At 71.3% G+C, this 11,774-nt stretch carries 11 protein-coding genes; 3 read left to right on the top strand and 8 right to left on the bottom strand.

Features of this window, described 5'->3' with window-relative positions:
- Positions 1 to 39 precede the first annotated feature (39 nt).
- From ACFPZI_RS00970 to ACFPZI_RS00945, 6 genes are all read right to left on the bottom strand, one after another.
- Positions 40 to 936, bottom strand: coding sequence for a prephenate dehydrogenase (locus ACFPZI_RS00970; RefSeq protein ID WP_381356780.1), 897 nt, complete (start codon positions 934 to 936; stop codon positions 40 to 42).
- A complete protein-coding gene (locus tag ACFPZI_RS00965) occupies positions 936 to 1,853 on the bottom strand; it encodes a phytanoyl-CoA dioxygenase family protein (RefSeq protein WP_381356778.1) in 918 nt (305 codons plus the stop codon). The genes ACFPZI_RS00970 and ACFPZI_RS00965 overlap by 1 nt, the downstream gene beginning before the upstream one ends.
- 69 nt (positions 1,854 to 1,922) lie before the next feature.
- Positions 1,923 to 2,987: a 4-hydroxyphenylpyruvate dioxygenase gene (gene hppD / locus ACFPZI_RS00960; RefSeq protein ID WP_381356775.1), complete on the bottom strand. Its 1,065-nt coding sequence runs from the start codon at positions 2,985 to 2,987 to the stop codon at positions 1,923 to 1,925.
- 21 nt (positions 2,988 to 3,008) lie between these two features.
- On the bottom strand, positions 3,009 to 4,274 hold the full coding sequence (locus ACFPZI_RS00955; protein ID WP_381356772.1) for a beta-ketoacyl-[acyl-carrier-protein] synthase family protein: 1,266 nt from the start codon (positions 4,272 to 4,274) through the stop codon (positions 3,009 to 3,011).
- The gene (locus ACFPZI_RS00950) at positions 4,271 to 5,920 is read right to left on the bottom strand and encodes a class I adenylate-forming enzyme family protein (protein ID WP_381356770.1); all 1,650 of its coding nucleotides are present in this window, start codon (positions 5,918 to 5,920) and stop codon (positions 4,271 to 4,273) included. The genes ACFPZI_RS00955 and ACFPZI_RS00950 overlap by 4 nt, the downstream gene beginning before the upstream one ends.
- 215 nt (positions 5,921 to 6,135) lie before the next feature.
- A complete protein-coding gene (locus tag ACFPZI_RS00945; protein WP_381356767.1) occupies positions 6,136 to 6,399 on the bottom strand; it encodes an acyl carrier protein in 264 nt (87 codons plus the stop codon).
- Positions 6,400 to 6,417: 18 nt separating this feature from the next.
- On the opposite strand from ACFPZI_RS00945, the gene ACFPZI_RS00940 reads away from it, so the two are divergent.
- Positions 6,418 to 7,086, top strand: a complete 669-nt coding sequence (locus ACFPZI_RS00940) for a 4'-phosphopantetheinyl transferase family protein (RefSeq protein ID WP_381356764.1) — start codon at positions 6,418 to 6,420, stop codon at positions 7,084 to 7,086.
- Positions 7,087 to 7,091: 5 nt separating this feature from the next.
- Here the strand turns inward: ACFPZI_RS00940 and ACFPZI_RS00935 are convergent, their stop codons facing one another.
- Together ACFPZI_RS00935 and ACFPZI_RS00930 are read right to left on the bottom strand one after the other, a co-directional pair.
- A complete protein-coding gene (locus tag ACFPZI_RS00935) occupies positions 7,092 to 8,516 on the bottom strand; it encodes a class I adenylate-forming enzyme family protein (protein ID WP_381356761.1) in 1,425 nt (474 codons plus the stop codon).
- Positions 8,517 to 8,788: 272 nt separating this feature from the next.
- Positions 8,789 to 9,868, bottom strand: a complete 1,080-nt coding sequence (locus ACFPZI_RS00930; RefSeq protein ID WP_381356760.1) for an alpha-hydroxy acid oxidase — start codon at positions 9,866 to 9,868, stop codon at positions 8,789 to 8,791.
- A gap of 160 nt (positions 9,869 to 10,028) precedes the next feature.
- Here ACFPZI_RS00930 and ACFPZI_RS00925 point away from each other — a divergent pair, with 160 nt between their 5' ends.
- A complete protein-coding gene (locus ACFPZI_RS00925; protein ID WP_381356757.1) occupies positions 10,029 to 10,673 on the top strand; it encodes a TetR/AcrR family transcriptional regulator in 645 nt (214 codons plus the stop codon).
- 84 nt (positions 10,674 to 10,757) lie between these two features.
- Positions 10,758 to 11,771, top strand: a complete 1,014-nt coding sequence (locus ACFPZI_RS00920) for an alpha/beta hydrolase (RefSeq protein ID WP_381356754.1) — start codon at positions 10,758 to 10,760, stop codon at positions 11,769 to 11,771.
- The last annotated feature ends 3 nt before the right edge of the window (positions 11,772 to 11,774 follow it).

The raw sequence follows: 11,774 nt of genomic DNA, 5'->3' as shown, positions 1-11,774 counted from the left end.
TCTCTCCACTGAATCGGAAGTCGTTGTGGTCCCCGCGTCTCAGCTGCCGGCCGCCACACCGCTCAGGCGCAGCCCGCCCGCCGCACGCGCCGGGATCCGGGCCCGCCCCTGCACGCCGCGGACCAGGGCCGTGGTGAGGTGCGCCCGGCCGGCGCGGTGCCGTTCCGGCGGGCCCGCGCCCAGGTCCCGCAGGGCATCCACGACCTCGTGCAGGTCCAGGGCGAACTCCGCCAGCACCTCGGCGACGGCCGGGGCGTTCGCGGCGATGATCTCCGTCCACAGCTCGGCGTCACCCCCGGCGATCCGGGTGACATCGCGCAACCCCTGCCCGGCGAGCCGAAGCTGGGAGTCGTCGCCGTGCAGCAGCCGGGTGGCCAGCAGGCTCGCCACCAGATGCGGGGTGTGCGAGGTGAGGGCCACCGCCCGGTCGTGCTCGGCGTGCCCCATCGCGACCGGTACGGCCCCGCACAGCTCGGCCAGCTCCCGCGCCCGGCCGAGGGTCCGGGGGAGGGAACCCGCGTGCGGGGTGAGCACCCACGGCTTGCCGTGGAAGAGGTCGCCCTGGGCCGCGAGCGGACCCGACTGCTCCCGGCCCGCCATGGGATGGCCGCCCACGAAGCGGGTCAGATCGCAGCCCAGCTCGGCCGCCTCCTCCTGCGGACGGGCCTTGACACTGGCCACATCCGTGAAGTCGTCGGCCAGGCCGAGCAGTTGGTACTCGTGCAGCGTCGCGGCGACATGCTGCGGGGGCACCGCGAGTACGGCCAGGTCCACGGGCGTGCGCGGGACACCCACCACACCGGCGCCCAGGCCGGCCGCGGTGCGGGCCGCCTCCGGGTTCCGGTCGAGGAGATAGGGGGTCACGCCCCGGCCCCGCAGGGCCAGGGCGATCGACGTACCGATCAGGCCGGTTCCGACCACGGCGGCACTGGGCATCAGCGGCTGCTCCACAGCACCGGGAGATACTCGGGGTCGCTGTAGTCCGGGGTGCCCTCGGCGGTCCTGCGCACCAGCACGTCGTGGTTGTACGCCACCTGTGTGCCGTCCGAGCGGCGGAACTCCCGGTAGCGGTTCTCGCCGTCCTGCAGATGGAAGGAGATGGCCCGGCGCGGACGGTCGCTGACGTTGGCCCCGCTGCCGTGGTAGGTGCGGCAGTGGTGGAAGTTGACGTGTCCCTTCGGGATGCGCACGGGGATCCTGCGCACCTCGACGCCGTTGTGCCGGGCGTTCTCCTCGAGCATCACGTCGAGTTCGGAGCGGTCGCGCTCGGCGAAGTGCAGCGAGGTCGCGTCGTTCTCCGCGGTCTCCTTCCACCGGTGGCTGCCGTCCACCATGGTGATCGTGCCCATCTCCTCGTCGCAGTCGTGGAAGGGGATGAACGCGGTCAGCATCCGCTCCGAGGTGCACGTGGACCAGTAGTGCCGGTCGAAGTGCCAGGGCACGATGTTGGACTGTTCTCCCGCCACCGGCGGCTTGAGGATGAGGGTGGACTGGAACACCCGTATCACCTCGGCCCCGGCGAGCCGGGCGGCCACCGCGCCGAGCAGCGGCTTGCGCAGAATGCGGCCGATCGTGTCGTCCTCGTAGTGGATGTAGTCGTTGTGCCGCTGCACCGCGCCGTGCTCGGGCTCCCAGTAGGCGAGCTTCGGCGGGCGTAAGGGCAGCGTCCGGTCGCGGTGACCGCCGTAGAAGCGCTCGCTCGCCGACTCCAGAAGACCGGTCTCCTCGTCGGTGAACAGCTTCTCGGACAGGTACCAGCCGTGCCGGGCGTAGAAGGCCACGTCGTCGTCGGAGGGGAGGAGCAGGCGCTCCTCCTCGGTCAGGGCGAAGAGTTGTGAGTCCTGGACAGTCACGGTCTTCCTTCGGTGCGAAGTGTGCGGGTGTACGGGTGGGCAGGCATGCGGACGGGCGGTGCCGGCGGGTCAGGCGGTGGCCTTCTCGCGGGCGACGGCCTCGTAGAGGGCCTTGATGTTGCCGCTGCCGAACGTGCGGGCGCCGTGCCGGTCGATGACCTCCCAGAAGAAGGTCTTCCGTATGTGCAGGGACTGGGTGAAGATCTGGAACACCTGGCCCCAGTGGTCCTGGTCGACCAGCACGTTGGTGCGCCGCAGGTCCTCGGTGCCCAGCTCCGGGCTGCCCAGACGCTCCGCCAGCTCGGTGTAGTAGGCGTCGGGCGTCCGGAGGAACTTCACGCCGCGGCTCTCGAGAGCCGGCACGGCGGCAACGATGTCATCGACGAGCAGGGCGAGGTGCTGTACGCCGGCGCCGCAGTGGCGGGCCAGGAAGTCGTCGATCTGGCCGGGCTTGCGGTCGGTGACCGGCTCGATCAGCGTGAAGGTGACCTGCCCCGACGGGCTCTGCACCACCTTCGAGTCCATGGCCTGCTCGCCGACCTCGATGAACTCCTCGAAGATCTGGCTGAAACCGAACACCTTCTCGTAGAAGGCGACCGTCGGCCGCAGCTGTCCCGCCGGCAGGCAGATCGCCGCGTGGTCCACGGTGCGCATGAGGCCCGTGACCTGGTCCGGGTCGTCGGCGATCATGTCCATCACGCCGGGCAGGAACTCGTCCCGGTCCCCGGTCCGCTGCACGAACCGGTGGGCGACGTCGCCGAAACCCAGCACGGCGGCGGTGACGACCTCGGTGCCGCACCGGCTGTGTGTCACCGGTTCCTCGACCGGGGTGGCGCCCCGCTCGACGGCCGTCGCGAACGCCTTGGCGGCATCGGTCACCTCGAAGGCGATATTGGCCACCCCGTCACCGTGCCGGGCCACGTACGCGGCCACGGGGTCCTCGGGCGACAGCGCGGACGTGAGAACGAGGTCGATGCCGCCCTGGCGCAGCAGCAGCGAGCGCCGGCCGGGCTGCCCCGTCTCGGGTCCGGCCTGGCCGCACACCCGGAATCCGAACGCGGTGCAGAGGTAGAAGGCCGACTGCTGCGCGTCCCCGACATAGAACTCGACATGGTCCACGGATCCGATCTTCACGTGCGGTTCCCTCTCTTCCTTCTAGCGTTTGTGACGGGTGGTCGCGGTGCCGAGCAGCAGGCTCACGTTGTGGCCGCCGAAGGCGAACGAGTTGGAGATCACGGCCTCGACCCGCTGCTGCCGGGCCTCGCCCCGCACGTGGTCCAGGTCGCAGCCCGGGTCCACCTCGTCGAGGTTGTGCGTCGGCGGCAGCGTGCCCCGCGAGATCGCCAGGGCGCAGATGGCGGCCTCCAACGCGCCGGATCCGCCCAGCAGATGGCCCGTCATCGACTTCGTGCTGCTGACGGCCGGCGACCGGTCCCCGAACACGGCCCGCACGGCCTTGGTCTCCGCGACGTCGCCCAGCTTGGTGGCCGTGCCGTGGGCGTTGACGTACCCGACGTCGTCGGGTACGAGGCCGGCACACGCGAGCGCCCCGCGCATGCTCAGCGCGGCACCCTCGCCGTCGGGCCGGGGTGCCGTGGGCCGGTACGCGTCGGTGGTGGCGCCCCAGCCGAGGACACTGGCGTAGCCGGCCGCGCCGCGCGCGTCGGCGTGCCCGGCGCGTTCGACGACGAGCACCCCCGAACCCTCGGCCAGGACGAACCCGTTGCGACGCCGGTCGAAGGGGCGGCTGGCCGCCTCGGGGTCCTCCCAGCCGTGGGCCAGCGCCCGTGCGTGGCTGAACGCCAGGGCGGAGGTGGGGTTGAGCGGAGCCTCGGCCCCGCCGCAGACCACCACGTCGGCCTCGCCGTACCGGATCAGCCGGGCCGCCTCCGCCACAGCGTGGGCACCGGCGGCGCACGCCGTGGCGATCGCCGAACTCCAGCCGCGTATACCGTGCTTGATGGCGATCCTGGCAGCCGCCATGTTCGGCAGCATGCCGGGCAGCAGATACGGGCTGACCGCGGTCGGACCGCGCTCCGCGCGTGCCTGGGTCTGCGCCTCGTACGTCGTCAGACCGCCCGCGCCGCTGGACACGATCACCGCGACCCGGTGCGGGTCGACGCCGTCGCCGACGACGAGCCCCGCGTCGGCCAGCGCGTCGTCCGCGGCGGCCAGGGCCATCAGCGCGTAGCGGTCGACGAGTCGGCCCTCGCTCGGCGGCAGCACGTCGCGTGCCTCGATGTCCGGTGCGATGCCGGCCACGTCCACGGTGCCGTCCAGCAGATGGCCCGCCGGCGGCCGCTGCAGCCCGGACTTCCCGTGGCACAGGGCGTCGAAGGTCTCGGCCGCGCCCCGGCCCAGCGGGGAGAACGTGCCGAGCCCCGTGACGACGGCGTCCGGGCCGGCGGCGCGCCCGCTCATGCCGCCACCTGCCCGGCGGCCGGCCGCACGGCGAGCAGCTCGCCGTCGAGGAAGCGCCGGCGCAGCAGGATCTTGCGGACCTTGCCGGTCGCTCCGAGCGGAATGAGGTCGGGGCTGACCACGACCACGCGCTCGACGGTGCGGGCCACATGGGGTTCCAGCGCGGCGAGGACCTCGGCGGTCCGGTCGGTGTCCTGGTCCGCCTGCGGGTCGAGCAGCAGCAGGACCGAGGTGACGGGACCACTGTCCGTCCGCACGGCGACGACGGTGCACTCCAGCACGTCGGGGCAGGCCGCGAGGACCTTCTCCTCGCAGAGCATGGTGTAGAGCGTGTGGCCGTCGCCCAGGTCGACGGCGTCCACGGCACGGTCGACGTGGTAGTAGTACCCGTCGTCGTCGCGCAGGACGAGGTCCCCGGTGAGGAAGTAGCCGTCCCGGCGGGTGCGGTAGGTGGTCACCGAGTCGTTCCAGTAACCGAGCGAGAGCGTGGGCGCGTTGACGGCCAGCTGCCCGACCTGTCCCGCGCCGAGCTTCTCGCCGTCGTCGTCGACGACCGCCACGTCCGAGAAGGCGTGCGGCCGGCCGATGCACCGTCCGTACCGGTTGGTGTCGGGGGTGTGGGTGATGAAGAACTGGGAGTGCCCCATCTCCGACGAGCCGAGGCCGTCGACGAAGAACGAGCCGGGGCGGCTGACGCGGCCCCGCGCGCCGACGGACTCCCGCCGGCCCATGGCGATGAGCTTGCGGATGTGCGCCTCGTGCGCGCAGTCCCCGGTGTTCCACCAGATGCGTACGGAGTCCAGGTTTCGGGCCGAGAGGTCCTCGCCCGCCAGCTCCGACCAGGTGGTGGCGAAGCCCAGGACGCTCTGCGGCTGCCAGGACTCGATCGCGTCGAGCACGGGGCCGCCGGTCTGCTGGGACAGCACGGCGAGCTGCACACGGTTGGTCAGCGCCAGGTTGACGGCGATGACGGTGGCCGCGTGCGCCGACGGCAGCGCGCCCAGCATCCGGTCGAGTCCCTGGCCCTTGGGCAGGGACAACCGATGGCGGATGGCCGCGAAGAGACTGTGGTGCGAGTGGGTGACGGCCTTGGGCAGGCCGGTGGTTCCGGAGGAGTGGGTGATGACCACGGGCTCGTTGCCGTGGTGCCGGTACGGCCCGGGGGCCGCCGCGGGATCGCCCTTGCCGAGGTCGGCCGGATCGGCGAGGAGCGGTGTCCCGGTACCGGACTCCACCAGGGCCTTCCAGTGCGCGGCGTCGGCGATCACCCCGGCCGCGCGCAGCCGCCTGATGTACTCGGCGGCCTGCTCGGCGGGGAGCCTGCCGTTGATCAGGGCGGGGATCGCGCCGAGCCGGACCAGTGCGAGGTAGCTGAGCACCTGATCGGCGCCGGCCGTCACGAACACGGCGACCGGGTCCCGGGGAGCGACCCCGAGCGAGTGCAGGGCGGCGGCGCGGGCAGCCACCCGCTCGCCCAGCTCGGCCAGTGTCAGGGACTGCCAGGCCGGGTGTCCGTCCACCTCGGTGTCGAAGGTCAGGGTCGGCGTGTCGAGGCCGGTGCCCTGTGCGAGCAGTGTGGTGAGCGTGTTGCCGACACCCAGCCCCTGATCGGCTGCGAGTGCCGCGCGCTCGTTCTTCGGATTCATTCCCCGGTGTCTCCGCTCTCTGGACTCTCTGGACTCTCTGGTCTTTTCTGTGCTTTTCCGGGCTTGCAGGTTCGGCTCGCCGCGTTCGACTTCCACGGCGTCGAGGGGCCGGCGTCGAGGGGCCGGTCACGCCCGCGGGCCACCGCCGGCCTCTCCCGCCCGTTGCCGGGAGCACGCGGGCGGGGGAGGGCCGGCAGGCCCGGACGGGCTCGGAGTCACTTGGCCACGGCAGCCGCGGACGCCCGGTCGACGATCTCCTTGACCAGTCCGGAGACGGTCAGCAGGGCGACGGTCTCCATCTCGTCCTCCTCGAACTTGACGCCGTAGGCGTCCTCCACCTGTATGGCGACCTCGGCGACGGACAGGGACTCCAGATCGAGTCCGGCCGGCCCCAGCTGGGTGTCGCCGGTGACGTCCGACACGTCGTAGTTCATGTTCCGGAGGGCTTCGATGATGAACTTCTCGATCTCAGCGGACATTTGATTGACTCCTCATCCATGGAGAGGCACCCGGGAACGGCCCCGGACACGGTGACGGTGTTGTGGTGCACCACGGACGGCGACGAACGGCACAAGGCGCACACCCTGTTGGTGCGGAGTGCGGCCGAGATGCTCGACGTCGCGCCGTCCGAGCTCTGGTTGGAGCACGAGGCCGGCGGCCGCCCGTTCCTCGGCGGAGCCGGCGAGGCGCTGCGGGTCAGCGTCACTCACGCTCGCGGGGCACTGGCGGTCGCCTTGACCGGCAGAGCCCCCGTGGGGGTCGACGTGGAGGTGGTACGTGGATTGCGGGCCGGGGCACTGGCCCGTGCCTGGCTCGACCCGGCCGAGGCTGCCTGGGTGACGGGGCTGCCCGAAGGCGAACGGTCAGCCGCGTTCCTGTGGTTGTGGACGCAGAAGGAATCGGTGGGCAAGGCGCTCGGTCAGGGCCTCAGGCACGGGGGCATGAGCCGTAGGGTGCCGCTGCCGGAGTACTGGCCCCCGGGCGACGCCGCCGGGCTCGTACTGCGGCCCCTGCCCGACGCACCCGAACTGGCGTCAGCGGCGGTCATGGTCGGTGCGGGGCGGCACATCATCGGTGTCGCTCTGCGCGGCGCGGACGGGAGCGCCCTGCGTGGCTCCGGTGTCGGCCTCCAGGTGCGTCGGGTGGACGGGGACGCGTACGGCTGAGCCGGTCACACACCGGCGGCCGACCGCGCCGCGGCGCGGAGGATCTCGGCGTTGCGTACCGGCTTGCCGGTCGCGGTGCGGGGGAATTCGGGAAGGACGTGCAGCGTCCGCGGCCGCTTGTACGGTGCCAGCCGGGTCGCGAGACTCTCGGCGAGGCCGTCGGACGTGGCCGTCCTTGCGACGGTCACGAAGGCTTCGATGCCCGTTCCGTGCACCACCACGGCCTCGGTGACGCCCGGCAGGGCGAGGAGGGACGCCTCGACCTCGGCGAGATCCACCTTGAGTCCGCCGACGGACACCTGGGAGTCGAGCCGGCCCAGGACCGTCAGCAGCCCCGTGGCCTCGTCGAGGCTGCCCGCGTCCTTGGTGCGCAGCCAGCCGTCCACGTAGCGGGTCGGGTCGGTCTGTCCCACGTACGGACTCTCGGGCAGGGCGAGCAGGATCTGGCCCTCCTCGACCCGTACTTTCATGCCCGGTGCCGGAGCGAGGCCGGGGCTGGTTCTTCCGGTGAGGTCGGTGGCGATGACACCGGCCTCGGTCATGCCGTACATGACCCCCAGTTCGGCCCCGTAGCCGCTGGTGAAGCGTTCCCGGACCTGCGGCCTGACGAGTTCGCCGCCGGTGATCATCCGGCGCAGCTGGGGCAGTCGGGGAGGCGTCCGGGCGGCGGCCAGCACCGCGGTCTGCGACGGGACCCCGAGCAGTGTCGTCGGTTCGTCCCCCGCGGCGACGGCCTTGAGGATGCCGTCGACCGTCAGCCGGGCGGGCAGGATCACCTGTGCCCCGCCGGCGAGTCCGTACAGCAGCCCGCCGACCAGGCCGAGGACATGGACGACCGAGGCCAGCACCACGATGCGTTCGCCCCGGTGGGGGAAGTGCTTGAGCTGTGCGTACCGGTCCAGCTCCGCGAGGAGGCTGCCGGTGGTGCGGCCGATGACCTTGGAGGGGCCGGTCGAGCCGGAGCTCAGCTGCAGCAGGACGTGCTCCGAACCGGCCGGGCGCCCGCCGCGCAGCGGGACGACCCGGGTGTCGACCTCGAAGAATCCGCGCAGCGTGCCGGTGACCTCGCCGACCGGTTCGACGACCAGCTGCGGTGCGATCCGCGCGATCGCCTTGCCGCACTCATGCACCGTCAACCGGTAGTCGAGCAGGGCCACTTGAGCCCCCGCTCGCCACCCGGCAAGTATCGCGGTGATACAGCTGAGTGAAGGAGGCAGCCGCACCGCGACCGTGCCTCCGGCGGCCAGGCCGGCCGCTTCGAAGCGCGCCTGCTGTTCGGTGACGAGCCGGCGGAGTTCCGCCCGGCTCACCGGCCCCCCGACATGCAGGGCGACATGCTCCCCGTCCCCCTGGAGCAACAGGTCGTCGACCCATGCGCCCTCGGTGCAAACGGGCCGTATTAATTCCGCTTCCCCCACGGGACTCCCCACCCATCCTCAACTTCGGAACAACCCGACGGAAACTTTTCAGGACGACTCTGTCCGTTGGCTCGTCAGATGTGCGCAGCGCCATTCTTTCCCCGGCGGCGAATCCATCGTTGCGTACTGCCATCGATTAATCAAGTAAAGACTTTTGCATGAGTTCTTACTTGCGAGTAGACAAATGAGCCCACCTTGGAATTGCCCATTCGGGCACGCCGGGCATCTCATTCATTCCGAAGTGACCTGGGCAGGGCGATGGTGTGACCGTACGGGCATTCCATTCAGTGATGAACAATTCCTGAACGGTCGAAATCCTCGACCCGAACCGCACCCATCAGCGCCATCGCCTCGTCGAACTCGTTCGACAGCCCTCGAAGGACCGCTGATACTCCTTCGCTCCCGGAGTGGGCGAGACCCCACAGTGCGGGGCGGCCGACAAAAACCGCATGTGCGCCGAGACATAGTGCTTTGGCGATATCGGTACCGTGTCGAATGGACCCGTCGAGGATAATGCGGCATCGGTCGGCGACAGCTTCCGCGATCTCCGGAAGGGCGTCGGCGGCAGGTATCGCGCAATCGAGCTGACGGCCCCCGTGATTCGAGACGACGATCCCGTCGACACCGTGTTCCACGGCAAGAAGGGCGTCCTCGCCCGTGAGAATGCCCTTCAATACCAGGGGCAGTGCGGTGCGCTCCCGGATCCAGGCCAGATCGGCCCAGGTGATGGACGGGTCGAACTGTTCCCTGGAGTGCCGCGCGACGGCGGACTCGCCTGCCGTTCCGCCGTGGGACGCGGACATGACGGAAGCGTCCACGTTCACCGCGCGGATCCCCGCCGGGACGGCGAACCCGTTGCGCGCGTCACGTGGACGATGGGCGACGCGCGGAGCGTCGACGGTGAGCACCAGGGCCCGGTATCCGGCGTCCTCCGCCCGCCGGATCAGGCCGGTCAGCTGCTCCCGCCGTCTCAGCCAGTAGAGCTGGAGCCACAGTGGGCCGGTGGCCGCCGCGGCGATGTCCTCCAGGGTGCGGCTCGCGAACATACTGACCGTGAACAGCGCGCCCGTGTCGCCGGCCGCGCGTGCGGTCGCCACCTCGCCCTCGGGGTGTACGAGCCGGTGATAGGCCATGGGGGCGATGCCCACCGGGGCCGCCAGTGGCGCGCCCAGCAGGGAACAGCGGGTGTCGCACGCCGACACGTCCACGAGGACGCGCGGGCGCAGCCGCACCCGGTCGAGGGCGGCACGTCCGGCCGACACCGCCGACTCGGTGCCGCTCCCGCCGGCCAGGAAGTCCCACACGGGCCCGGGCAGCAGCTCCCTGGCTCTCGACTCGTACTCGCTGAGCGTCGTCCCCGTCACTGAGCACACCCCCGTGATCGCTCACTGTGCACCAAACTAACCGCACGGCCGTACAGTAACTGTACTCTTGCATAATGACCGCACGGTCGTCCACTTAGTCTGGTGGATGGGCGTGGCGGAGGGGGCGAGCGCCCTCGCAGGGAGACGGAGGAGGTGTCGCGTGACTGCGACGCACACCGATGGACGGATCGCGCGCGGCAACCGGACCCGGCAGCTGATCCTTCAGCGAGCTGTGGCGATCGCGTCGGTCGAAGGCCTCGAAGGGCTGGCGCTGGGCCGCCTGGCGGGCGAGCTCGACCTCAGCAAGAGCGGCGTGTTCGCCCTGTTCGGCTCGAAGGAGGAGCTGCAACTGGCCACCGTGCGGGCCGCCATCAAGGTCTACATCGAGCACGTGGTGCAGCCGACCCGCGAACTGCCCGCCGGCATCGGCCGGGTCTGGCGCCTGTGCGGCGGCTGGCTGACCTACTCGGAGCGGCGCGTCTTCCCCGGTGGCTGCTTCTTCTACTCGGTCTCGGCCGAGTACGACGCACGTGAGGGCAAGGTGCACGACACGGTCGCCGCAGCCCACGGCAACTGGTTCTCCTTCGTCGAGCAGACGATCGCGGAGGCCGCACGGGTGGGGGAGGTCCAGAGCGGTGTCGACGTCCCCCAGCTCGCCTTCGAGCTCGTCGCGCTCCTGGAGATGGCCAACGCCGAATCCGTCCTGCACCACGACCGCACCAGCTACCGCAAGGCGGCCAACGGGATCCTGAATCGCCTCCGCGGCGTCTCGACCGACCCGTCGCTGCTGCCCGACGCGGCCTGACATCGCCTGACCCCGGCATGCCCTGACACACCCTGACAGACACCGCCCGCGGTCCTGGGGACCGCGGCCCGGCCCGGAGGCATCATGGAATTGGATCCACAGCTCCAAGCCCTGTACGACCGGCGTGTGGCACAGGGGGTCCGCCCTCTGTACACGATGTCCCTCGAGGAGGCACGGGCTGCCGACCTGGCCGCCGTACAGGCCGACGCCGGGGCACCCGAGCCCGTGGAACAGGTGACCGACACGTCCTTGCCCGGCCCGGCCGGAGCCCTTCCCGTCCGGATCTACCGGCCCGCCGGTGAGGGACCGCTGCCCGTACTTCTCTACTTCTTCGGCGGCGGCTGGACCTTGGGCTCCCTCGAGACCGGCGACGCCATCTGCCGGAGCCTGGCCAACTCCGCCGGCTGCCTCACCATCGCCGTGGGCTACCGCCTTGCGCCCGAGCACCCGTTCCCGGCCGCGCCCGAGGACTGCTTCGCGGGTCTGCGCTGGGCCGCCGCGAACGCCGGACGCTACGGCGGCGACGCCGGCCGTCTGGCCGTGGGCGGGGACAGCGCCGGGGGCAACCTCGCCGCCGCCGTGACCCTCATGGCCCGTGCGCGGGGCGGCCCCGGCATCCGGTCCCAGCTACTGGTCTACCCCAACACCGACCATCTCGCGGACACCCCGTCGCGCCGCGAGAACACCGACCCGCTGCTCTTCAACGACAAGTCCGTGCAGTGGTACTGGGACAACTACCTCGCCTCGCCCGAGGACGGCACCGACCCCCTCGCCTCCCCGCTGCGGGCCCCCGGCCACTCCGGGCTGCCGCCGGCCCTGGTGATCACCGCCGAGTACGACCCCCTGCGCGACGAGGGCGAGCAGTACGCCGCGCGCCTGCGGGGCAGCGGCGTCCCCGCCGAGTCGACCCGCTACCCCGGTGTGACACACGGCTTCTTCGCCATGGCCGGGACGCTCGACGCGGGCCGCCGCGCCGTCGAACAGGCCGCCACATATCTGCGGACGACGCTGGCCGCCCCCGTGCCCGACGACGCCCCCGAGCTCTCCGGGCCGGCCCTGCCCGCCGTGTCCTCCTTGCCCCCCGTGACGAAAGGCTGACCC

Origin of the sequence: Streptomyces chlorus (assembly GCF_042655885.1) — a bacterium.
GTDB lineage: Bacteria > Actinomycetota > Actinomycetes > Streptomycetales > Streptomycetaceae > Streptomyces > Streptomyces chlorus.
Note: the sequence above shows the minus strand (reverse complement) of the source record. Positions and strands in the feature narration are given on the sequence as shown.